17 protein-coding genes and 1 pseudogene are annotated in these 21,474 nt (G+C 44.7%); 7 read left to right on the top strand and 11 right to left on the bottom strand.

What is annotated here, in order from left to right:
• Positions 1-370: 370 nt before the first annotated feature.
• On the bottom strand, positions 371-928 hold the full coding sequence (locus B5D35_RS07860; protein ID WP_078752038.1) for an outer membrane beta-barrel protein: 558 nt from the start codon (positions 926-928) through the stop codon (positions 371-373).
• A gap of 456 nt (positions 929-1,384) precedes the next feature.
• Here B5D35_RS07860 and murQ point away from each other — a divergent pair, with 456 nt between their 5' ends.
• On the top strand, positions 1,385-2,287 hold the full coding sequence (gene murQ, locus B5D35_RS07855; RefSeq protein WP_078752037.1) for an N-acetylmuramic acid 6-phosphate etherase: 903 nt from the start codon (positions 1,385-1,387) through the stop codon (positions 2,285-2,287).
• Between the two features lie 204 nt (positions 2,288-2,491).
• Here murQ and B5D35_RS07850 read toward each other — a convergent pair whose 3' ends face one another.
• The 5 genes from B5D35_RS07850 to B5D35_RS07830 all read right to left on the bottom strand — a co-directional run bounded on the left by B5D35_RS07850 (position 2,492) and on the right by B5D35_RS07830 (position 7,793).
• Complete coding sequence (locus B5D35_RS07850; protein ID WP_078752036.1) at positions 2,492-2,800, bottom strand: hypothetical protein; 309 nt, start codon at positions 2,798-2,800, stop codon at positions 2,492-2,494.
• Between the two features lie 306 nt (positions 2,801-3,106).
• Positions 3,107-4,159, bottom strand: coding sequence for a TRAP transporter substrate-binding protein (locus B5D35_RS07845; protein ID WP_078752035.1), 1,053 nt, complete (start codon positions 4,157-4,159; stop codon positions 3,107-3,109).
• 71 nt (positions 4,160-4,230) lie between these two features.
• Positions 4,231-5,505, bottom strand: coding sequence for a TRAP transporter large permease (locus tag B5D35_RS07840; RefSeq protein WP_078752034.1), 1,275 nt, complete (start codon positions 5,503-5,505; stop codon positions 4,231-4,233).
• Positions 5,505-6,047: a TRAP transporter small permease gene (locus B5D35_RS07835; RefSeq protein WP_078752078.1), complete on the bottom strand. Its 543-nt coding sequence runs from the start codon at positions 6,045-6,047 to the stop codon at positions 5,505-5,507. The genes B5D35_RS07840 and B5D35_RS07835 overlap by 1 nt, the downstream gene beginning before the upstream one ends.
• 468 nt (positions 6,048-6,515) lie before the next feature.
• Positions 6,516-7,793 (bottom strand): alanine racemase, encoded by a 1,278-nt coding sequence (locus tag B5D35_RS07830; RefSeq protein WP_078752033.1) that lies wholly within the window; start codon positions 7,791-7,793, stop codon positions 6,516-6,518.
• 165 nt (positions 7,794-7,958) lie between these two features.
• Between B5D35_RS07830 and B5D35_RS07825 the strand changes: the two genes are divergently transcribed.
• The 3 genes from B5D35_RS07825 to B5D35_RS07815 are packed head-to-tail and all read left to right on the top strand — an operon-like array spanning position 7,959 to position 10,707.
• Complete coding sequence (locus B5D35_RS07825) at positions 7,959-8,822, top strand: MurR/RpiR family transcriptional regulator (protein WP_078752032.1); 864 nt, start codon at positions 7,959-7,961, stop codon at positions 8,820-8,822.
• A gap of 20 nt (positions 8,823-8,842) precedes the next feature.
• A complete protein-coding gene (locus B5D35_RS07820) occupies positions 8,843-10,318 on the top strand; it encodes an N-acyl-D-amino-acid deacylase family protein (protein WP_078752031.1) in 1,476 nt (491 codons plus the stop codon).
• Positions 10,315-10,707, top strand: coding sequence for a RidA family protein (locus B5D35_RS07815; RefSeq protein ID WP_078752030.1), 393 nt, complete (start codon positions 10,315-10,317; stop codon positions 10,705-10,707). The genes B5D35_RS07820 and B5D35_RS07815 overlap by 4 nt, the downstream gene beginning before the upstream one ends.
• Before the next feature lie 270 nt (positions 10,708-10,977).
• Here B5D35_RS07815 and icmH read toward each other — a convergent pair whose 3' ends face one another.
• Genes icmH through B5D35_RS07790 form a run of 5 tightly spaced genes read right to left on the bottom strand, consistent with a single transcriptional unit; the run spans position 10,978 to position 15,696 of the window.
• The gene (gene icmH, locus B5D35_RS07810) at positions 10,978-11,772 is read right to left on the bottom strand and encodes a type IVB secretion system protein IcmH/DotU (protein WP_078752029.1); all 795 of its coding nucleotides are present in this window, start codon (positions 11,770-11,772) and stop codon (positions 10,978-10,980) included.
• Entirely contained in the window at positions 11,769-13,094 is a 1,326-nt protein-coding gene (tssK, locus tag B5D35_RS07805; RefSeq protein WP_078752028.1) for a type VI secretion system baseplate subunit TssK, read from the bottom strand. Before tssK ends, icmH begins: the two co-directional genes overlap by 4 nt.
• Positions 13,095-13,103: 9 nt before the next feature.
• Complete coding sequence (gene tssJ / locus B5D35_RS07800; RefSeq protein WP_078752027.1) at positions 13,104-13,604, bottom strand: type VI secretion system lipoprotein TssJ; 501 nt, start codon at positions 13,602-13,604, stop codon at positions 13,104-13,106.
• A complete protein-coding gene (locus tag B5D35_RS07795; RefSeq protein ID WP_078752026.1) occupies positions 13,597-15,081 on the bottom strand; it encodes a type VI secretion system-associated FHA domain protein in 1,485 nt (494 codons plus the stop codon). Before B5D35_RS07795 ends, tssJ begins: the two co-directional genes overlap by 8 nt.
• A 12-nt stretch (positions 15,082-15,093) precedes the next feature.
• Positions 15,094-15,696 (bottom strand): hypothetical protein, encoded by a 603-nt coding sequence (locus B5D35_RS07790; RefSeq protein WP_078752025.1) that lies wholly within the window; start codon positions 15,694-15,696, stop codon positions 15,094-15,096.
• 429 nt (positions 15,697-16,125) lie between these two features.
• Here B5D35_RS07790 and B5D35_RS07785 point away from each other — a divergent pair, with 429 nt between their 5' ends.
• The 3 genes and pseudogenes from B5D35_RS07785 to B5D35_RS07775 all read left to right on the top strand — a co-directional run bounded on the left by B5D35_RS07785 (position 16,126) and on the right by B5D35_RS07775 (position 20,900).
• Positions 16,126-17,460, top strand: a complete 1,335-nt coding sequence (locus tag B5D35_RS07785) for a type VI secretion system ImpA family N-terminal domain-containing protein (RefSeq protein ID WP_078752024.1) — start codon at positions 16,126-16,128, stop codon at positions 17,458-17,460.
• Between the two features lie 14 nt (positions 17,461-17,474).
• A pseudogene (locus B5D35_RS07780) lies at positions 17,475-20,409 on the top strand (ImcF-related family protein).
• A 38-nt stretch (positions 20,410-20,447) separates the two neighbouring features.
• On the top strand, positions 20,448-20,900 hold the full coding sequence (locus tag B5D35_RS07775; RefSeq protein WP_078752023.1) for an Lrp/AsnC family transcriptional regulator: 453 nt from the start codon (positions 20,448-20,450) through the stop codon (positions 20,898-20,900).
• Positions 20,901-21,474 lie beyond the last annotated feature (574 nt).

Here is a 21,474-nt window from a genome sequence, read left to right as displayed (position 1 = left end):
CCTCCCGCTTTTATTATTTTAAATCACATAGGGTAATGTAGTACAAATTAATAATGATAGTATTAGAATGCATCATTAATTAAGTGCTAAAATATTAGCATGAGATAAAACTAATACAATGGTCGTATAGAGATAATATTTTTAATTGTTTGTCTCGAAAACAACTCATTTATATGCAACCTAACCAAAGAATAGAAGTTCAACACACGTATCATTTTTATAACATTGCACTATACATGGAATAATATACACGAGACAGGTAAAGAGCATAAAAGGCCGAACGTAGGGCGGGGAATTTGAACGAAAACCGATAAAGTATGTAGCAAAAAATGAGGGAAATATCTCCCTCATCACAACATGATAGCGTAAGTTAGAAGCGATAACTCACACCGGCATAAAACCCGTTAGTCGTAAAGTCGATAGTCTGAATCTCAGCCGTCGCAGATTTGAAACCGAGATTCACACCAAAGCCGGACTCCGTCTCATAGCCTGCTTCAATACCAAATTGGATACTGGAATCCGAATCGCTGGCGGTGCCTGATGAATCGCGCACTTCAATGTCCATTGAACCAAACCCAACTAAGCCCGCCACATAGAAACTTCTTGCATCGTCCACATAAAACTTTGGCTTCGCGTTGAAGTAGAAGGCCGATCCTTCAAGCATTAATACGTTAGAAAAATTCGCTTCACCAAAAAAACGAAATTCCAGCTCCATCCCCAGGTCAATATAATCGGAAATCGGCATTTGATACCCAATAAAGAAGTCAAACCCAACGTCGCTGTCTTCGCTCGCGGTAAAGCCCGATATTTCGAATTCAGTCTCAGCACCAAACAGCATATTTGCGCCCACATACACGCCTTCCGTTGCTTGGGCCGTACTGCTAATACCCAATGCCAAAGCGGCAGCTAAAAATCCAATCTTTTTCATCGCTCGTCTTCCCTAAATGATTGCTGTCTATAAGCCGAACAACCTTATACAGGCTGTGTGGCGTTTTTAAATAACGTCCGTCAGCAAAAAGTGGCGCAAAAAAATGTTTTTGTTATTTTGATTATTTAAGCCGTCCTAGAATAAGTGACATTGCACTGTTATTTAATTGATTTCTCTGAACAGCAATTCCGAAGCGTGCGTTTGATCGCAAGGCTATCAATAGCTCATCTCGTTGCCTTATGACCTATTTATCAAAGTGAACGCAGCTATCGTCACGTAAAACACACCCAATACCAACTCGGGTGCAATGAAGTAGATGAACTTGCTATCATGGCAGTCCACAACGTCAACGCCACTATTTCATAGCGCGTGGAATAAAGTAGTCTGTGATCGTCGCAACACACTGAGAACACATTATTCAATAGTATCTCCCCCATCGATAATGAGAGAACACGAATGACCATTGAATTAAACACCATGATTACTGAGAGCCGTAACCCGGCCAGTGAACATATCGATGAATTGAGCACCACCGAGATGCTACAAGTTATCAATAATGAAGATAAAAAGGTGGCGCTTGCCGTTGAAGCAACATTGCCTTCAATTGCTGAAACGGTTGATGCCATTGTCGACGCCTTCGCTAACGGCGGTCGCTTAATTTATACCGGCGCAGGCACCTCGGGACGTTTGGGCATTTTGGATGCAAGTGAGTGCCCGCCCACTTATGGCACCCCAGCAAAGCAAGTGGTTGGGCTAATCGCCGGAGGCCATCAGGCTATCTTGAAAGCGGTTGAAAACGCAGAAGATAACCGCGAGCTTGGTCAACAAGATCTTAAAGACATTAACCTGTCTAGCAATGATGTGTTAGTGGGTATCGCAGCAAGCGGCCGCACGCCTTATGTTATCGCTGGAATGGAATATGCCCGCTCAGTGGGAGCAACTGTCGCGTGTATTTGCTGTAACCCAACAGCCCCCATGACAACGCTAGCAGACATTGCGATTACCCCGATTGTCGGCCCTGAGGTGGTAACAGGATCTTCACGCATGAAAGCGGGTACTGCACAAAAACTGGTCCTCAATATGTTGACCACTGGCGCCATGATCCGCTCCGGAAAAGTGTATGGCAACTTAATGGTCGATGTAGAAGCGACCAACGCCAAGCTTGTTGAGCGTCAAAAGAAAATTGTCATCGAAGCCACAGATTGCACGAGAGAAGAAGCCATCGCGGCATTGGACTTAGCTAATGGCCACTGCAAAACTGCAATAGTGATGATATTAGCCAGTGTGTCGGCCGAAGAAGCAGGACGATTATTAACAGACAACCGCGGCTTTACCCGTTCAGCAATCACCAACAAATAACAACGAACGTTTTAATGACGAAGCAGGCGAAAGCCTGCTTTTTGTTTGGTCGATAAGGTAAAATTACTCCAAAGGCCAAACTTGTCTTATGCATCATGTCTGAATAAGATTAATAAAACAGACATTTTATGAGAAAGCAAAAGATTCAGAGACATATCTAATTAAAATGATGTAACGCCACTCTCATTTCAAATTCGGTACCCATTATTCATTATTTGGAAAAACAAGGTCATCCGATGAATGATTAGGTGATTCTCCGTTAAAATCAATTAACTTCAAAACTTCGACTTCATCCTCAACAACACCCCATACTTGGGCGACACCGTCGGTGTGTCTAACTTCCCAAATTCGTGATGTTCCTTTGTGAAAATCCCAATCGGAACGATCTTTGGGCATATCTCCATTTGCTCGGACGATACAACCGAGCAAATCGTGATAGTTATTGACTAACTCAAGTTCAACCACCTGACTAAGATCGTACTTCTCTCCATTTGTTTTAACTTTATCATTCATATCAAATTTCCCTTATATTATGAAAGACCCTTAAATTAAAGGGGAGATCACAATATAACCATTTTGGGTATTTATTGGTACAGCTAATTTGTAAACACACTGAACGGTCAATTATTTATTATTAATCACCATTGAAAAACTCACAAATTGCGAACTATAAGCATTATGATTTATTAAAACGAAAATCATAATGCTGCCACTTACGATAACTATTTGGTGAATATCATCACTAATTATTACAATAACTCGATGCAATTAATCGCCGTATTGGGCATCATCGCAGCCCAATACGGCTCCTTCTCAAAATTACTGCAGATACACGCTTTGGTTTGCCTTTTCGACTTCACTCAAGAAAAGGTTAAGTAACTCTGTGCCTTTATCACCATGGGTTTCTTTGATGTATTCAATTACACCAGGTTGTGTAGCGTTGCGCATCGCTTGTCGCTGGTCACCACTCAAAGCGTTAACTTCCATTTTCGCTTTTAAACCATCCAACCCACGGTCTTTAGATGCTTCAATCAATCTCGCCAGTCCGCGATTTGAGCTCAGAGCAATTTCCACAGCATCAGACACAATCGCTTGCTGCTCCGGCGTTAGCCCATCATAGAACTCTTTGTTGATCATGAATGTATAAGGGGCAAACAGGTGGTTGGTGAGGGTCAGGTAACCTTGCACTTCGTTGAATTTGGCAAACGAGACGGTCGGGATCGGGTTCATTTGCCCGTCAATTACGCCAGTTTGAAGCGAAGAATAAACCTCACCCCAAGCAAGTGGGTACGCTTCAGCTCCCAGAGATTGGATGATCTTTTGGTGGGTAGGCAATGTCATGGTGCGGATACGCAACCCCTTAAAATCCGCCAAGGATTCAAGCGGTCGCTTGGAGTTGGTGACAGAGAAGAAACCACCGGTATCAGGGAAACCGAGCACTTTTACGTCTTTCAACTCACTTTCAATGTCTTTCGCTAGCGTTTGCCCAAATTTGCCGTCAAAGACCTCATAGGTCGCCGCATTACTTGAGAAGGCAAAAGGCACATCCAGCACACCAATACGGGGGTAATACCCTGCAAGCGGCCCTACAGGTGCAAGCGTGCCCTGCAACTGACCGTCTCGCACCATCTGAATGTGCTCTTTGGCGGAGCCGAGTTGGTTACTCGGGAAAACCTGAACCTTGATTTCACCATTGGTGGCTGTTTCAACAATATTTTTAAACACACCCGTGAAAGCGTGCGCCGGATTTTCCATGATGCCCGCTTTATTATCATGCCCAATGCGAAGCACTTTTTCTGCCATGGCAAACGGTGCGGATAACAGAGTCGTTGCAAGCGCCGCGGCGATAAAGGATTTGTTGATGTTTTTCATAATCACTCCATTGTTATGTTTGCTTCTTCGAGCGTTCAAGGACGAAAACGCTCGTGGTAATTCAGCTTGGGCTAGTAGCCAAGCAGCCGAGGGATGTAAAGCACCACGTCCGGTGAATAAGCGATAAAAAACAGTAAAAGTAACTGGCCGATTAGAAATGGCATTAGCTCCTTAGATATCCCTTCAATCTTTGCGCCAGTAACCGATGACAGAACAAACAGGCAAGCACCTATTGGTGGGGTCATTAAAGAAACGTTAAGTGCGAGCACAAAAATGATGCCCGCATGCAGCGGGTCAAGCCCAATTTCCGCGGTTAGAGGGACCAGAATAGGCGCGAGAATGACCAACATGACATTGATGTCCATCAGCATGCCGACCGTCAGCAATAACAAGATGATCAACGCCAGAATGATATTCGGGTTGTCTGACAGGGAAATGAACACATCCGCAATCATCTGTGGGATTTGGTTGAAGCTCAGCCACCAGCCCAGAATGGATGCCGACCCTATGATGAGGTAAATCACACCGGAGATTTGGGCGGTGCGAACAATCATATGATAGAACGCCGTCAACGAGAGGTTGCGATAGATAAAAGTACCGATGATCAAGGCATAAGCCACGGCTATGGAGGCCGCTTCCGTCGGGGTAACAATACCAAAAACAATGCCACCCAAGATAATCACAGGCATGAACAAGGCGAGACTGGATTGTCGAAGCAGCAACAAGATCTGCTTCAATGATGCGCGTTGTTGATTTTTCGGTAAGCCTTTGCGTTTACCCATTGAGGCAATAATCGCCATGCAGACAAAGCACACCAAAAGCCCAGGTAAAATACCCGTCGCAAACAGGCCGCCGATAGAAACACCCATCAGCGAACCATAAACCACCATTATGCCGGAAGGCGGGATAGTCGGCCCTATGATGGAACCCGCTGCTGTCACTGCGCAGGCGTAATCTTTGGAGTAGCCTTCTTTTTCCATTGCAGGAACCAGTGTTCGCCCAAAGGCTGCAGCATCTTCAGTAGCAGAGCCCGTGATCCCAGAAAAAAAGACAGAAGCAAGCATGTTTGAATGTGCCAAACCGCCTCTAAAGTGGCCTACTAAAGCCTGAGCCAAAAAGACCAGACGGCTGGTGATACCCGTGTGGTTCATGATCTCCCCAGCCAATATAAAGAACGGCATGGCAAGAAACGGGAAAATATTAAGCCCATTAAATATTTTGCTTGGCGCCAGGGACGTGAAATGCGAACCGCCGATTTCATACATACCAGCCAGTCCAGCAACACCTAGAGCGATAGCGACAGGGGCACCGAGAAACATCAGAAAAAAGAAGAGTGCAGCAACCATCAGATATCCTCCTGTTGAGGAAGGTGAGACGTTTCGTAAGCACCACAGAACACGAAGAAAATGTCCTCTAAAAGCACCAGAAAAGCTTGCAGCGCAAAAAGTCCAAACGCGACGGGAATAGCGGCGTAAGCGTACGCCATGGGTAAACCAAATACGGTTGAAAGCTGGCTCGCGCCTTTTTCAACGAAGGTGATACCAAGAAATGAAATATAAGCAAAAAAACAAACAGTCAGCGTACTCAATGCGAGTTGCAAGCCAAGTCTTATTCTGTCCGGCAGCCTGTCCGCAATAAAAGCGAGCCCCATGTGTTCGCGATTTGCCGTGCAACAAGGAACAGCCATTAAAATCGCCCAAATCATGATGTAGCGAGCAAGCTCTTCCACCCAAGCAAGTTGAAACTTCAGCCAATAACGATCCAATACGCCCAACCAGACATCCAATATCAGCAAGATCATAAGAATGGCGACCACACACTGATTCATTTTATAGAGGCGGACCTTAACGGCGTTGATCTTTCGTTGTATCAATTCGGAGGAGGTCATGATGTGTCCCTGTTCATGCATAAAGGCACTTTTGACGGCTAAGTGAACCAAAGCTTAATGTCGGAATACCCATTCAGCCGTGATGTAAATCCCAAAAATAGCAATGTGTGATAGTTTCTAACACACACACTTCATAGTTTATGTTAGTTACTTGTTTTTATTGAGTTTAGCGGTTATTTGAGGAGTTCTTACCTATTTTCCGTGTAGATAAGTAACATCGTTGAAGTGCAGGATAATAAGGGTAAAGATTGGAAATGCAGGGGGCGCCACTTGAAAAAGTAACATGGTCAAATGAAGGCAAATTTCCTTTCAATTTGTGATCTTCGTTTACTTTTTGTTAACATTCAACTCGCGCCAATTTAAGCGGCGTTAACCGGCACCGTTTATAGTGTGGCATCAGATAGAAACCAATGGCGTCTGTTGAAAATAATGCCGCCCGATATGCTTACCGCATGGTTTTGTTAGGCGCTAGAAGTATGTGTCTAACCACTTGGTGATGACGCAAGGTTCTGTTTCCACGCCAATATAACGCCACTTATCAAACGTCAGGCAAGGGTGCGAGGTGGAAAAAACCATAATGTCGCCAACCCGCAGCGCACCTTCATACATCGTGTTCAGAAAAAGGTGTTGATCCATGATATCTGTTGAAGAGACGGAAGGCAGAGGCAGTTGCTGACCGTCTCGATATAAGCCAATCGCTTTTGGCAAGCCCGCATCAAACGCCACATCTCGCTTCCCTAACCCAATAACAGCTTTCCCTTTTTCTGGCACCGAAATGACATGCGCATAGATTGTCAGTGCAGAAATGAGGTCGCCATTCAAATGACAAGCCGCACTGTCGTCTCTACGCGCTCTATTCATCACGGCACTTTGCGATTCTTGGTAGATACCGTCATCATGGATGAGATAACAGCCCGGCCGGATGATGGTTGTGAGTGTGGTTTTCCCTGCGAATGCCTCAGCCACAACGTCATACCACACAGAGCCAGCCCCCGTAATGATTGGCTTTTCAAGCGGCGAAAGGGATTGTAACGACTCTGCCAGCTCAACCGCCGAATTAACAAACTTTCTTACCTCAGGTTCGACATCATCGTCTTCATGCTCTGCATGGATGACACCTTCATAAAACTCAATGCCAGCGAACATCAAGTTTTCCGACTGGGCAATGTGTTGTGCTAACGCTTTGACTTGCTGATGGGTACGGCAGCCGCAACGACCACCCTTTACGCCCAACTCCACGAGAAGTGACACATGGAGCCCTCGGCGCTTCGCTGCTTCCTGCCACTGCTCAACAAGGTACGGGCTATCAACACAGGGATAGACCTCGGTTTGATAGTGCTCGATGATGTCCAGCACTGCATTAATATTCGCCCACCCCACAACTTGATTAGCAAGAATGATACGCTTGGCACTGGCCTCTGCAGCAATCAACGCCTGCGCTGGCGTGGCGAGTGTCAGTCCCCATGCACCCTGAGCAATCTGTGCTTTGAACAACTGGGGAGACATCGTCGTTTTACCGTGAGGAGCAAGCAATACATCGCTTTGATTCGCGTAGGTTTGCATCCAACTGGCGTTATGCGTGATGGCGGATTCTGAAACGACAGCAGCAGGCAACGGTAAATCGGTGAGTAAGGAATATTTGCCTTGTGACTTTCGCATCAATGGAACGCCTTTTGCGCCCTTTTCAAAGGGAAGCGAGTCCAACGTGTGATAATAACTACCAAAACTATTTTTCAATTCCGACATAACCTCATCCTCTTAACTTACCGTCGAGCTATGGTGGTGCGTGGGTTTATGATGATATATAATTTCTATCAGGTTGGAAACTATCAAACAAAATCGATATTAATGTGCGTCTAGTCACTTTATCCGCACGTTCGAATCGCTACGATATTGCATGAGGTAATCGGAATGACGATGGAAGTAGACATCCTGTCTCAGATATCACAACGCTTTGATGCATTGAGAGACGCTGAAAAAAAAGTGGCTAAATGTGTCATGGATAACCTGGCGGGTGCGGCCAGCATGAGTATTACCGAACTTGCAAAAGACGCTCAGGTCAGCGAAGCCACCATTACGCGTTTTGCAAAGGCTGTGGGCTGTAAAAACGTGCGCGATTTAAAGATGAAACTGGCCCAATCATTGGCTGTTGGTCAGCGCTTTATTATTGAACCCGTTGAGCAAACCGGGATTCATGGCATTTATGAATCCATAAAGCAGTCTATGGATGCGAATCGAAAACTGCTCGATGAAAAAGACATCGAAAAAGCCGTCAATTGGCTACACAGTGCAAGACAAATTATCAGTGTCGGCATGGGTGGAGGCTCAACCATGGTTTCCCAAGAGTTGCAGCATCGCCTGTTTCGTCTGGGGTATGCCATTACAGCCTACCACGACGGATTGCTCACCCGAATGGTTGCGGCAACGGCAGACAGCAGTGATGTCATGGTGATCATGTCGACCACAGGGCACACCCCAGGCATCTTAGACACCGCGCAGTTAGCCAAAAAATATGGCCTCAAGGTGATAGCAATCACTCAGGCTGATTCGCCGTTAGCAGACATTTGCGATCTGCTATTGCCGATTACGACACAAGAAACGGATTTTATTTATAAGCCTTCGGCTTCCCGTTACGCGATGCTGGCCTTAGTAGACGTGATTTCCATGCAAATTGCCGTCACACATAAACGACGCTCTCGTGACAAGCTCAGAAGACTAAAACTGGCTTTGGATTCCTATCGGGGAGGCAGAGACCGACAACCTTTGGGGGATTAAAGCCTCGCGCTGAGAACACTATGAAATACGACTGCTTAATTAAGGGTGCGACAATTATTGACGGCCAAAACCAGCCCTCATATCTGGCCGATGTGGCAATAATTGATGATGAAATAGTGGCAATAGGTCAGCTTGATGCTACTCACGCAAAACGCGTCGTCGACGCCAAGGGGCTCGTGCTGAGCCCTGGCTTCATAGACGTGCATACGCATGATGATACGAATGTCATCAGAATGCCTGAGTGTATCCCGAAAATCTCTCAGGGCGTCACGACCACCATTGTGGGCAACTGCGGTATCAGCGCCTCGCCCGCCGTGCTAACGGATGAACCGCCCGATCCAATGAACTTATTGGGGGAAAGAAAGGACTTCAAATACCCCACGTTTTCCAGCTACGTCGATGCGGTCAACGACGCAGAGCCAGCCGTCAATGTTGCCACTTTAGTCGGGCATACGACGCTAAGAAACAACGTGATGGATGACCTTTATCGCCCGGCGACACCAGAAGAAATTGGTGTGATGAAGAAACAACTCAGGCATGCGCTGAACGAAGGCGCACTCGGCCTCAGTACTGGGTTGGCATATGCCAGCGCAAAGCGTTGCGAAGAACGCGAGGTTTTGGCTCTCACGCAAGAACTTACACGCGTCAATGCCATATACACCACGCATTTGCGCACAGAGTTTGAAGGTATTTTGGACGCAATGGATGAAGCATTCCGAGTCGGGATGGCGACAAAAGTGCCCGTTGTCATCTCCCACCTCAAATGCGCTGGCGCCGGAAATTGGGGGCGCGCACATGAAGTTCTGGAAAAAATGGAGCATGCCCGTCAATCGCTGGAGGTTGGCTGCGATTGTTATCCCTATTCCGCCAGCTCCTCAACATTAGACTTAAAACAAGTTACTCACGACTATCCGATTTTTATCACTTGGTCAGCCTCACTGCCTGACTTGGCGGGAAAAATGCTCTCTGAAATTGCAGGTGAACTTGGCCTGAGCCTTCTTGACGCAGCTAAGAAACTTCAGCCTGCTGGCGCGGTTTATCACAATATGGATGTCGACGATGTCGAGCGCGTCCTTCAGTACCCGTTGACCATGATTGGATCTGATGGCCTACCGAATGATCCTCACCCTCACCCTCGTCTATGGGGCGCGTTCCCCCGAGTGCTTGGATATTACTGCCGCGAGCGTAAATTGTTCCCTCTCACGACGGCAATCCACAAGATGACTGGTCTGTCTGCGCGACGCTTTAACCTGGTTAAACGCGGCGAGATCAAAGTCGGCAATTTTGCCGATCTGGTGTTGTTCAACCCAGATGAAATCACCGATTCCGCCAGCTTTCGACAGCCGAAGCAAGCCGCCCAAGGGATCCATACCGTTTGGGTAAACGGAAAAATCAGTTACCAACAATCAACAGGGGTTCAGGGACGACATGGCCGTTTTTTACGGCGTGAAAATACTGAACTCGCTAGCAGCGAAATAATGGAGATAAATTCATGACAATTAAACGATATGGCGTAGAAGGTGGAACAGGCACAGGCGGCCAACACCTGCCGTTCGCGCGTGCAACGGAAGCTGGCGGTTTTTTATATGTATCCGGCCAAACCCCAATGATTGACGGCGAAGTGGTCGAGGGCGGTATTGTTGACCAATCCCGTCTTGCGATTCAAAACTGCGTCGACATCATGGAAGAAGCCGGATACACCCTAGCAGATGTGATGCATGTGAAAGTCGTGCTGACAGATTCTCGCTACTTCCAGTCTTTCAACAAAGTTTTTAAAGAGTTCTTTGGCGAGCACCCACCCGCACGAATTTGCATGGTTTGTGATCTGGTTGTGGACGTAAAAGTAGAAATAGATGTGACCTGCTACCGCGCAGATCGCGGGTAAGTGTTGCTTTGACCCGATATAGCCAATTGAGAAAGTGATTCAGGGCGGAGTAACAGGTATAAAAAATCGGAAATCAGTGAATGATTTCCGATTCTGAATCATCAGAAAAGTCGGTCAATCGAACCCAAGTCAATATCAATCATTGACGTCTTTTACCTTCACAGTCATTAGCACCTAGACTCCCTCTATAGGTCACATCAGAGTTCTTGAAGCTATGCGTAAAGCCCTTTCTCTCCAACGAATGTGTTGATCAAAGAGTAAATATCAGTGCTACTTATATATCTCAATAATCTTCTGAAACATTCCATTTATCGTGATGTAAGCAGCAGCATGCATAGCAATTAGAATTCCAGCAGTTAATAGAAGTGTTAACTTAGGAGGTACAACTTTTTTGAGGGGTTGTTTAAGATACTTTGTTTTCAAATCAACAAGAGATAGCTTCTCCTTCTCAAGCAATCGGTCATCACGCACGAGCCGATAAATCACCTGAGAGATTTCAACTAAAGCCTCCTTACCCCCTTGCCCTTCGCGACCGAATTTCCCTTTGAAACCCATTTGGAGGAGCAGATACAAAAATTCTATAACATAGCGATACTTTTTAGGTTCGTTTTTTAAGCGTTCTAAAATGATGAAAAATTTATCGCCACCTGACGTCTCATTGTGGAATTCTGCTAATAAGCTGTTCTGGCTCCAACGACTATCAGCCCCCCACTGCTGCGAAAGTACAGCTTCATCAAATGCAGCACATAGACAGTAACGAACAACTAAAATAGTCGCACGTTCAACCTCCATTTCATCCAGTTTACGCTCACCTTTACGTATTTCACGAGCGACTTGCTCACGAAATGGCATTGGGTCGTCAAGCCAAGGAATTGAAGACATGCATGACAGTGTCGCTATAAGCCACGAAAACTGATCAACCAGAGGATTAACACCAATAGCATCAAGATCTAAACCACTGACTGCGATATTTCGGGAAAGATCCGGTGGGGGCATGACCTCCATAGGCTTTCCCGGCTCGGGTTGAAAGAGAACGACCGTTACGTCGTCATCTATATAGCTCATAGCCTAACAGCCCATAGTTGCAACGATAGATTAGAGAATTCACCAGAAACATGAACTGCTATTGCTGCTGCATTCTCAAGCTTCTCCCACTCGTCGCTCATTTTATCCAATTCGAAGTAGGTATAACCTGCATGGAAAGGAAGCGCACGAGGAACTACAGGCATCGGTTTAATGCCAATACCAGGAAGTTGAAGGTTGATAAGCTGACGAATATTGTCAATTGAGCCAATCTTGATTTGGCTAACAAATTGAGTATGCAAAATATCCAGCGGAACATCTGCTTTAACAGCAAGAATAAACGTGGCCGCATTCACCAAACTATTATCCGGGATCACCGCTGTACTGATACCGTAGTTTTGCTCAATCAGCGTCAACGGCAACGCTCGCTGTTCAGACATAACACTTAGGCACTGCTTCGAACTGTCGATGACTTGAGCCATACAATTTGTTAGTTCACTATGGTTATAGGAAACATAAGGATGAGGCCGCCGCTCTTTAGAGCAGATAGTTGACAACTCTCCTTCTGCTTGCAAAATCGTGCGATAAAGCGCCTCAGGGTGGATACCTTCAACAGATCCAAAATGCCAAAAAAGCGGTTCATAGCGGTTGAGGGTTTGTAACAACATAAAATCGGCAACCGAAGATACACCCTGTTGATCAACCATACCCATACGTTGCACTATCGATTCCGCACGGTGACGAAGCATTGACGCAAACTCTTTCACGTATTTCGATAATACTGCTGAGGCATGGATATCAATACACGTCGGGATATAGTTGTCGTTAAGCACAACACTGCCGTCAGGTTTCACCTCCGCAATTTTAAGAATTGGAATGGTGGTGTAAGCACTTCTATCCTCATGATCGAACATCAACCTAAAGTTCAGCTTCCCAACTTGAATATTCGCCATGTCGTTACTTTCGAAGCACGCATCCACAACATCTTCAGCGTGAATGGAATATCTCGCACCTACTCGCTCTTCCCCAAACAGCTCTGAGCGCTCAGATGGGAGAGGGCAGCAAAGAAAAACCTCTTTGCCGATCATTGATGAGTCAACATCAATTATTTGTGGTAAATCAGATTGCAGAGGCAATTGGAATGGTGTTCGATCTTGAAGAACACCTTCAATCTTGGTGATACCAATCTTACCTAGCGACAACAACTCGGTGTTTATTTCAAGGCGGTTAATACCCCAATTGAGCGGAGAACAATATTCGCTTAACATACTGCTAAATTTGTCCTGATAGCGCTCCAACTGCTGTAAATGCTGGGGCTTCATAAACAAACCGTCCTGCCAAACTACTCGGTTATACAACGACATATATGTTCCTTAAAAATAGACCTGCTCGATACCACGGGTTGTATCTGAAATCATTTCACTCCCTTCCAGCTTGATGCGCTGAAAGTATTCGGACTTCTCTTCAATTTGCTCAACTTTGCGCCATGATGAGCCATTAATATCTCGGAAAGCGACGGAATAGCCTATTGCCCGCGTGGCTGGGTCTAAGATCAACAACTGATGAATTTCATCACCGGGTTTAATCTGAAACTCATAACGCTTAATGTATTCATCCCCTAGCGCCGCTTTATCATTTTCAAACAAAGCAAAGAAATCGAGGGTTCTGAAAAGCACTGGAGAGGTAAGCTCATGAATGCGAAGGATAACAGGGGAAGGTTGTCCCCCCTCGCGTACGTTAAGCCAATCAGACGCTTCAACAATCAGTTCGACCGATGATGTTTCAGGAATGATGCCCGAAGATTCCTTGAACTGATCCCAGACAGAACATCCTGAAAGAGCTAACACAGCTACACTGACCCAAAACTTACGCACTCTTAACCCCCAGATTTTTCATGTAATGCTCAGCAATTTTATTCTTCGCGGTTGTGCCAGCTGAATACATCACGTCTTTGTGCTTCTCATCAAAAAAGGCTTCGTACTGTCGCCATAATTGGCGTTTCGTTTTAAACGAAGACTCAGTTTTTACTTGTTCCGCAAAGCGCTGAGGGTGGAGACGCTCCAATTCACTAGAGATAACATCATTCACAGCTTGATGATAATGCACCTGATGGTCATCCAACTCATCAAGCAACTGCTCAACCAATTCATTGGGCGCGAGAAGATTCTGCTCATTGAGTGTCAGCATTAACTCAAGGATGTTATTGCTCTCTGCCACTGAATCGCCTGATTGTTTTAGGCTCTCCACTTCGCGCAAGTCCTGCTGAAGTTTCTCCATGCATAACCGTAAACACGACCCCATTTGTAAGAAAAAGCGGGGATCTTTTGACATGGCTCCATCCCGCTCAACACCCAAACCTTGAAAGAACGACGTACTCAAATCACCCAAGGTTTCAACTGCAGGTGTATGGCGCGCACTCTCCTGAGGCTTCTCAAGTACGTCTTCAACCCTGAGTTCCTCCCCGCTACCCGTTGGGATAACCTGTGTCACCTCTTCCCAATATGCTGTCTTTCTGCTCTGCTGAGATAAATGTTCTGTAAAGGTAGAATCCTTAAAAGGTGGGACAACCGTGTTGCTCAGTGATGGTTCCGAGTGATGGATTATAGATTCAGGAACGACTGACTCTGGCAATACGCACTCATTAAGTGAAGATGCATGTGCAGAACTAGATTGTTCATTGAGTGAACCCGCTAACCAGTCCTCCGGAATTATATTTGGCACGTCAAAATTTGAGTAGATACTGTCACTATCATCATGTAACTGACAGGAAACAACCGGTTGCTCTGTTTCCTCTTTCCCTGAAGCGTTCGGCTCTTTAATGAGAAAATCATCGTCCTCATTCATTGAGAACGCCAAATGCGCTACAGGATCATCTTTTTCAATCTCTTGACCATCTGACTTCATAAAGAGCTCCTCTATGGTAGAGGAGACTTCTTCACTTTCGGCCTGATACCCACCCAGTCCAACTAGTGGATCGTTAGTTTCGCGATCAGGCACGATGTCGATAGCAATATCCTGAGCAAACATTTTCGTTTCAATAGCCACTGACACTTCATAGCGACCTAATACCAGCATGTCACCATCGTGCAACGAAATAGGCTGATTCTTTAAAATGCGAGCACCATTCAACATCGTCCCGTTTGTGCTTACATCACTGATATAGTGTAAATCCCCATAGACGTGAACGAGGCAATGCGAACCCGAGATAAACCGATTATGATCAATAAGGGCAACGGTACTTCCGGGGTTACGACCGATAGAACCACCATCCTCGGGCAGCTCAACACTCATAGCTCCCGTATATTCCTCAGGCGTTTTCGTGAAGTTCAACACCAGTCTTTTGTTATACATCGCTGGTTCCCCTTAGAACAGTAAAGACACCGACAGCTCTGCACCGCCAATACCTTCGTTATAAATTGGCAAGGTATAGGAAATCTGCGGTACTAACTGAAGATGGTTATCCGAATTGCTACCGAACTTTATTGCTGTACCGAATGTGAAAATCAGCCCAGCCTCAAACTGACCAATATCCTCAAGCTGTTCACCATATTTATAACCCTCATCATCAACCTGCCAGCGATTCGCATACTGCTGGTAACCAAAAGACAAGCCACCACCAATGTACGGTGTAAAGGGTCCCCACGATGCCAGTGCATACTGAGGGATAATGCGTAAATCAAGTCCAATAAGTTCCTGATAAACGCCACTAGCATCTGGCATAATGGAGTCTTGTGTGTAATTTGCTGCCAACCACCATCTCCAGCGGTTATTGTTTTCATCAATTGGACGAGTGTGAACAATGCCGTAGCTTAGTGTTTCAGCTGTCCCGCTCATACCTTCTTCATAGGTAATACTGTCAATACTTCTCAAAGCGCCTGATATGCCATAACGCTCTCCTTTTGCGTGTACAGAAAGAGAAGAGAGACTAATTACCAACACCAAAACACTTCTAATTATTTTCGCCATAATAAACGCACATCTGGAAAGAAATCAGCTAAAAATAACAATATAAATATCTATTTCAATACCCAATGTCTCAGCACTACAAATTACACCACTTTGGCATAACCACCCGTCATAATAACTATGACTTTAGTTATTATGCATGTTATTAAAAACCGCCAATGACCACAAAACAAGAAAGGCAACAATTGCGCACCCCAAACAACACATAACACCCCACAGAAATTAACCCGCATTAAACATCCGAGGATAGAACGAAGATCACACTCGCAGAATTTCCTGAACTAATATCACAATATGAGACTATTGTGGCTGGGCAACTTAGATATTTTATTTGAATGTGCATAAACAAATATACAATCTGACCTCGAATATAGACGACAACTATAATAATTCACTCCCTACTCTGGCAGTTGTATATAAAAGGAACATATGTATTACTCGGATTTTTCTCGCCGACCTATTGACGGCGAACAGCCAAATGGCCAAAACCCTAATAATCTAGATGAGTTTGATGAAATAAAGCGTCAAATCAACAATCTTAGCAAAGTAACGGGCAGTGTCTCATGGAAGAAAGTGGAAGAACTTTCACGGAGAATATTGGCCAACCACGCCAAAGACATTCGTTGCGCGTGTTATTATGGAACTGCAGCTACGCATAATCGAGGGGTTCAGGGACTCGTTGATGGTCTCGGTATTATTTCAGATATATGCCTTATTTATTGGCACAGCGCCTATCCACCGAAAGACCGATCCACAGCTCGCATGTCTTCATTCGAATGGTACGTGGAACACACTGAGCGCCAACAGCGTAAGTTAAAGGTATCTGAAGAAGACTTACCTCTCATAGAGTTAGGTCATCACCTTACAATGAAAATAGATGAAGAATTACGGCAGCACTACGGTGTTAAAGGCCCCTCTCTAGCAGCGATCCGACGAATACTCAGTCAATGGCAAGACGATTTAAAAGCCGAACAAGCTCGAAAATCTGAGCTACTAAGAAAACAGAAAGCAGCACTTGCACCTCCACCGTCGGTACCACAACCTTCTATAACGCTGGATGTATCGCCGTCAAAGTCACCTTATGACGCCAAAGCAGAGACACCGAAACACACTGAACCGCCAAATAATAAGAAACAACCCATCTATCTTTATGCACTCATTGCAACAGGGTTAATGATAGGTACTTTCGGGAGAATTGCTTACACCGAAAACAAAATAATGACCTTATCTGAACAAGTGGAACTCTCATCAATTAGCAATTTGTCAGTACTTACTAGCAGAATAGCGAAAGAAAACGAAGAAATCAGAGAAGAACTAAAAAACAGTTTACTAACACGCTCTGAGGAATTAGTAAATAACCTAATTGTTGATCCGGATAACATTAATAAACTTAAAGTAATTGAAAATATCTTAAAGTCACTAAATGATTTATATCCTGACTCAGCGTCTACTCAAAAAATAACTGAAGAATTTAAAACCAAAAAATCAAGCTTAGAAGTTCAATACCGTGACATAAACAAAGATTTTCAAACTGCAAGGACTTACTTTGCTAACGCTAAATTGAAAAACCCAGATGAACACTTTTATGTAATTGCTTATCAATACAGTAACTCATTATTCCCTCTTCAAGGACGTATAGAATTTGCCGAAAGAAATAGTAATGTTGCAGAATTGGAAAAAGCACAGCGAATGCTAAATATATTCCAATACAAAATAAATGAACTCAAAATATCTCATAACAAGAATATCAATAATCAACCATAAAAGTTTTCAGGCGTATGTATAAAAATAATATAAAGCGGAACCCAGTACTGATCTCTACGCTGGTTGCTCTTCTGATCTCAGCAATCATCCTTAGCGTCTATTTCACGTGGTTCTCCAGCACTCAAAAGTGGGTACTTTACGGTGCTCTCGCTGTCGTCGCACTCTCATACCTGGCATTTAACACGGTGCTTTGGGTTAAAAAGCGCCGTCAGTTATCATCTCAACAACTTGAAACAGAAGAGGATGCTCTCCGACTAGTTCTTCATCCACTGTTAAAGCGTATTGGTAACAAACCCGTTTATCTGCTAATGGGTACGAAAGGCGCGGGCAAAGCGCAATTTCTGTTCACCTCGAATACCATCAAGCCTGTCGATAAAACCAATTCAGTTAAAAATGACTTTTTCGAATGGTATGAATCTGAGGCAGGGATTTACATCAAACCTGATCGCCGTCTTGTGTTCCAAGAAGTATCAAGTGTCGATGCTGCCTTGTGGAATACGTTCATTAACGAAATCATTGAGTACCGCCCTAGAAAGCCTTTCAACGGATGTTTACTGTTCATTGATTTCGAATTTCTCATTGTCAATGAAAGCGAACAAGTCGAATATGCATTAGCCGCCCTATGTAAACGTTTTGCATACATTGGTGAACAAACGGCGTCGGCGTTACCTATTTACCTGATGATGTCAAAACTCGACAAGCTAGATGGTTTCAAAGAGTACATCCAGTTTAGTCCGCTAAAAACAACAGTCGATTACCTCACTATTCCACTAAAAGACGCTAAAGGGGCAATGCTGGATTACTTTAATGACAGCTATGCCAATCTGCTTAAAGTAATGGAAGCCAATGCACTGGATGCGTCAGCACATTCGAGCAGCACAGAAGAACGTAAAGCGATCGTCACCTTTCCTAAGCAATTTGAGCTTTGCCAATCTGAAGTGCGCACCGTTCTTGAACGTTTCAGCTCAGTGAACCAAGGCACCTACGTGTTGGATATCCGTGAGGTGTTCTTCGTCTCAAACCACCAAGGTGGTCGAAAGTACAATCTCCTAGCAAAAAGCTGTAGTAACTACTTCAATTTACCCATCATTGCATCGGGCTATTCACACCTGTCCGAAACGCCGTACTTCACCCGCTTCTTGGTTGACGCAAAAGTACTGCCTGAGTCAGAATTTGCGGGAGAAAACAAAACTTACCTCCGAAAAATCCGCCGTCACAGCATGCTGTCGCTACTTGCCAGTGCAACAGTGTTAGGTGGCTCAAGCGTGCTTATCTACAACATGTTAGAAAGTAATCTTTCTGTCATGAACCAACTCATTGCCGCAGAAGAACAGCAAGGCAGTCAAAACGAAAACGCACGCGATTTCGAATCTCGCCTAGCTAACGCTAACACCCGCATTAAAGCATCTTTTGACGCATGGATGAGTGGGAACGCTGCGCTGGACAAAGAACTGGCGTCACTCAATATCAGCCGACTCGAAGAATCCACTAAATTGGCGTATGGCTCGCTGTTAAACAACATTCAGAACAACCTGATGCCGATGATTGAAGAAGGTTACCGTTTAGAGCTAGGAAAAAATCCTGATTCTTCGCAACATTCGCTAGCATTGTTGAAAGGTTACTTAATGTTTAAGGACCCAGCAAAACGTGACCTTGCTTTTCTTAGACAACAAACTGTTGCAGTGTTCGATGATCTCAACGTAGATGGCCATGTGGCTGTTGAAACGCTGTCATACATTGATGCCTACTTCCGCACACCGTTTGCGCCAGTAGATATCAATATGGATCTCGTACGTGCTACCCGTCGCGACCTGTTGTCTTCATCAAATGTCGATTTGGTTTACGGTACGCTATTGACACAGGCAAAAGGTATCGACTTGGGTACACTTAACCTTCCGCGTGCGATAGGTTTCGACTTCTCTAACCTTTTTACCGATGAGATTGACATTGAGCGTTTGGATATAAATAAGGTATATACCGCGACAGGCTTCAGCACCTTCTTCCGCCCGAACGTTGACCTAATGTCTAAAGAAGTGATCGCAGACAACTGGGTGCTTGGCCTTTCAAACCACACAGTACCAACCAAACCAGAGCAAGAAGCGTTCAAAAAAGACGTATTGAAGAAATACACTGATGACTACATTAACTTTTGGCGTAACGCACTCAGTGAACTCAAAGTGAAGCGATACAGCACCATTGGTGATTTGACCAATGCCGTGGACTTAATTTCAGGCCCATCATCTCCGATGACGACCGTACTAAAGCAAGTGGTACAGCGAAGTTTATAGCAAATTTAAAGAGATTGGCCTAAACAAGTATCCGTTCGACCCTTCTGCACAAAGCGATATCTCGCTCGAAGATTTTGAGTTGCTGTTTGCATCAGGCGGTATTCTCGACACCTTCATCAAAGACAACTTCGCGCCGTTCTATGACACCATGCTGTGGCAACCGAAGCGTGTAGATGGCGAAGTTATGCCGTTATCTCCTGCCCTTTTAGTGCAACTGCGTAACTACAACGTGATCCGCGATACGTTGATTAACAAGAGCACCAACCGATTCCATATCCCATTTAGTGTGAAAGTGTTGGATCTGGATTCGAGTGCGATTCGCGCAACCATCAAAATTGCAGATACCGGTATCAATTACTACCAAGGACCAAGTCAAGTTCGTGAGCTGGAATGGCCACCACAAAGCGGTGACAACAACATCAGCATTACAATTCAGGATGTCACAGACGAAGGGAAGCAGCATGTACTGACTGAAACTGGTCAGTGGGCTATTTATCACCTTTTACAAGATTCAACACTAACAAGCACCAACGATGGCAGCTTTATCAGCGACATCACTGTATCTGGTCGGGATTTGAAAATTCGAGTAACGCCTCTCACGCCTAAAAATCCATTTACGCTACGAGAGCTCTCTAATTTCACGTTACCTGAACACATTTAATACGATAACAATAAGAATAGAATCAACGAGGTATCACTATGCCAGCTTCATCAAATCTACAAAGTTTAGATAAACTCGACCGCAAAATTCTCTCTAACTTGTTGTCGAACGGCAGAGAGTCAATTGCAAATTTATCACGTAATGTTGGGCTGTCCCGTACTGCTGTGTCTGAACGAATTAACCGTTTGGAAAAAACCGGCATTATCAAGGGGTACACAGCGCAAATACGCATTGATAACAGCTCCAACACAGCTTCGTGCTACTTATTAATCTCTTGTGAGAAAGGAAGAAAACAGGATGTATCTGCCTATTTAAAAGAAATCCCAGAAGTACGCTCCACCAGCATTGTTGGTGGTAGCTTTGATATTATCGCGCTAGTAGAAGCCTCTGATCTTCAATCTATCCACTACTTGGCGAGCGAAATTGAAGGCTTTTGTGGCATTCGAACACTGCAAACAACGGTCGTACTGCACCAACCATTCTGCCGCTAAGCGCAGATTCATCAGTAGGCTAGATATGAAAAAAGCACCGAAAGGTGCTATATCTTTCAAAGTAACACATTGTTTTAAATAATCTTAATCTGTATCCCTTCCATAAATTGACCACGTATCTATCAGGTACAACCAAAAAAAGGCCGCTCAATTGGGCGGCCTTTTAATTCTACATAGACTAATGCGTCAATAAAATATCCACCTTTTTATATGTTTGAACTGATGTAGTCTTAATAATTGGCCACATTTAGTATTACAAAATAATTGCAGATACCTTACATTTCATCCGTACGCAGAGCGCAAACTGCGTAGATTGCATCTTGTAAATAATTATAATTAATCTGCTTCACTGTGTTTTGGTTCCTTGCCAGCATAACTTCCCTGTGATGCTGGTTTTTTTTATTTACGCTTACGCGGTGCCTTTTTCTTCTTGGTCGTCGAGACCTTCACCGTTCCGCCGCCTTTCTTGAACTTGTAACCCTTTTTGAGTTTTCCGTTCGCTTTTAATCCTGTCTTGGCCATGTTGCTATTCTCCCGTGTGTTCGTTACGTAGGGTTTCCCAAAGGCCCAACAC

Origin of the sequence: Enterovibrio nigricans DSM 22720 (assembly GCF_900167155.1) — a bacterium.
GTDB lineage: Bacteria > Pseudomonadota > Gammaproteobacteria > Enterobacterales > Vibrionaceae > Enterovibrio > Enterovibrio nigricans.
This window is presented reverse-complemented; position numbering and strand designations above follow the sequence as displayed.

Coding starts and splice junctions, on each gene's coding strand:
- B5D35_RS07860 (WP_078752038.1), bottom strand. CDS start 928: ATGAAAAAGATTGGATTTTTAGCTGCCGCTTTGGCATTGGGTATTAGC.
- murQ (WP_078752037.1), top strand. CDS start 1,385: ATGACCATTGAATTAAACACCATGATTACTGAGAGCCGTAACCCGGCC.
- B5D35_RS07850 (WP_078752036.1), bottom strand. CDS start 2,800: ATGAATGATAAAGTTAAAACAAATGGAGAGAAGTACGATCTTAGTCAG.
- B5D35_RS07845 (WP_078752035.1), bottom strand. CDS start 4,159: ATGAAAAACATCAACAAATCCTTTATCGCCGCGGCGCTTGCAACGACT.
- B5D35_RS07840 (WP_078752034.1), bottom strand. CDS start 5,505: ATGGTTGCTGCACTCTTCTTTTTTCTGATGTTTCTCGGTGCCCCTGTC.
- B5D35_RS07835 (WP_078752078.1), bottom strand. CDS start 6,047: ATGACCTCCTCCGAATTGATACAACGAAAGATCAACGCCGTTAAGGTC.
- B5D35_RS07830 (WP_078752033.1), bottom strand. CDS start 7,793: ATGTCGGAATTGAAAAATAGTTTTGGTAGTTATTATCACACGTTGGAC.
- B5D35_RS07825 (WP_078752032.1), top strand. CDS start 7,959: ATGACGATGGAAGTAGACATCCTGTCTCAGATATCACAACGCTTTGAT.
- B5D35_RS07820 (WP_078752031.1), top strand. CDS start 8,843: ATGAAATACGACTGCTTAATTAAGGGTGCGACAATTATTGACGGCCAA.
- B5D35_RS07815 (WP_078752030.1), top strand. CDS start 10,315: ATGACAATTAAACGATATGGCGTAGAAGGTGGAACAGGCACAGGCGGC.
- icmH (WP_078752029.1), bottom strand. CDS start 11,772: ATGAGCTATATAGATGACGACGTAACGGTCGTTCTCTTTCAACCCGAG.
- tssK (WP_078752028.1), bottom strand. CDS start 13,094: ATGTCGTTGTATAACCGAGTAGTTTGGCAGGACGGTTTGTTTATGAAG.
- B5D35_RS07795 (WP_078752026.1), bottom strand. CDS start 15,081: ATGTATAACAAAAGACTGGTGTTGAACTTCACGAAAACGCCTGAGGAA.
- B5D35_RS07790 (WP_078752025.1), bottom strand. CDS start 15,696: ATGGCGAAAATAATTAGAAGTGTTTTGGTGTTGGTAATTAGTCTCTCT.
- B5D35_RS07785 (WP_078752024.1), top strand. CDS start 16,126: ATGTATTACTCGGATTTTTCTCGCCGACCTATTGACGGCGAACAGCCA.
- B5D35_RS07775 (WP_078752023.1), top strand. CDS start 20,448: ATGCCAGCTTCATCAAATCTACAAAGTTTAGATAAACTCGACCGCAAA.